The organism is Bacillus sp. mrc49 (genome assembly GCF_002803435.1).
The window spans coordinates 1-904 of sequence record NZ_PHNG01000180.1; the positions used below are offsets into that span (position 1 = coordinate 1).

The 904-nt window shown below is 47.3% G+C and carries 1 protein-coding gene; it reads left to right on the top strand.

Going from position 1 to position 904, the window contains the following annotated elements; translation table 11 throughout:
- On the top strand, positions 1-904 hold a 904-nt coding region (locus CVN76_RS01245), incomplete at both ends, for a penicillin-binding transpeptidase domain-containing protein (RefSeq protein WP_269799999.1).

Below are 904 nucleotides of genomic sequence, written 5' to 3' on the forward strand. Positions count from 1 at the left end.
ATTAGAACAGAAGCTGGCGAAGAAAAAGTGATTGCTGAAAAGCCTGCTGAAGAGGGAGAAACGATTACATTAACCATCGATGCGGAGCTTCAAAAGGATATCTTCAAGCAATATAAGAACGAAGCTGGATCAGCAACGGCTCTTGATCCGGTAACGGGCGAAACGCTTGCACTTGTATCAAGTCCCTCCTTTGACCCCAATAAATATATTTTTGGGATAACAAAGGAAGAGCAGAAAGCGCTGGAGGAAGATTCCCGGAAGCCATTGCTTAATCGCTTCAGTTCGACCTTCGCACCGGGCTCGACGATAAAGGCCCTCACGGCGGCAATCGCCTTGAAAAATGGAGTCGATCCGAACGAGGCGATCAAGATCCAAGGGAAAACGTGGGCTAAATCGACATGGAAAGACCATTCGATCACAAGGGTCTCTGACCCGGGTGTCCCCATTGATATGGAGAAAGCATTAATTTATTCGGATAATATTTATTTTGCCCAGAAAGCATTGGGGCTTGGTAAGGAAAAATTCACAAGCGGACTCAAAGCATTTGGTTTCGATGAACCATTGAACTACGATTATCCGATCAAAGCATCGAGCATCGGTAAAATCGACAGTGAAGGTCGCTTGGCTGATGCCGGATACGGCCAGGCGCAGGTCCAAATGAGCACGCTTCACTTGGCCATGGCCTACTCAGCCTTCTTGAATGAAGGAAACATCATGAAGCCGACCTTGCTGACAAGAGAGAAAAATGAAACGGAAATATGGAAGAAAAATGCCGTTTCTGCCGAGCAGGCGAATGCGATCACCAAAATGCTGACACAGGTAGTGGAACACCCTAAGGGGAGCGGCCATGGTGTAAATGATCTTGGCATCAAAATCGCAGCCAAGACGGGAACGGCTGAAATCA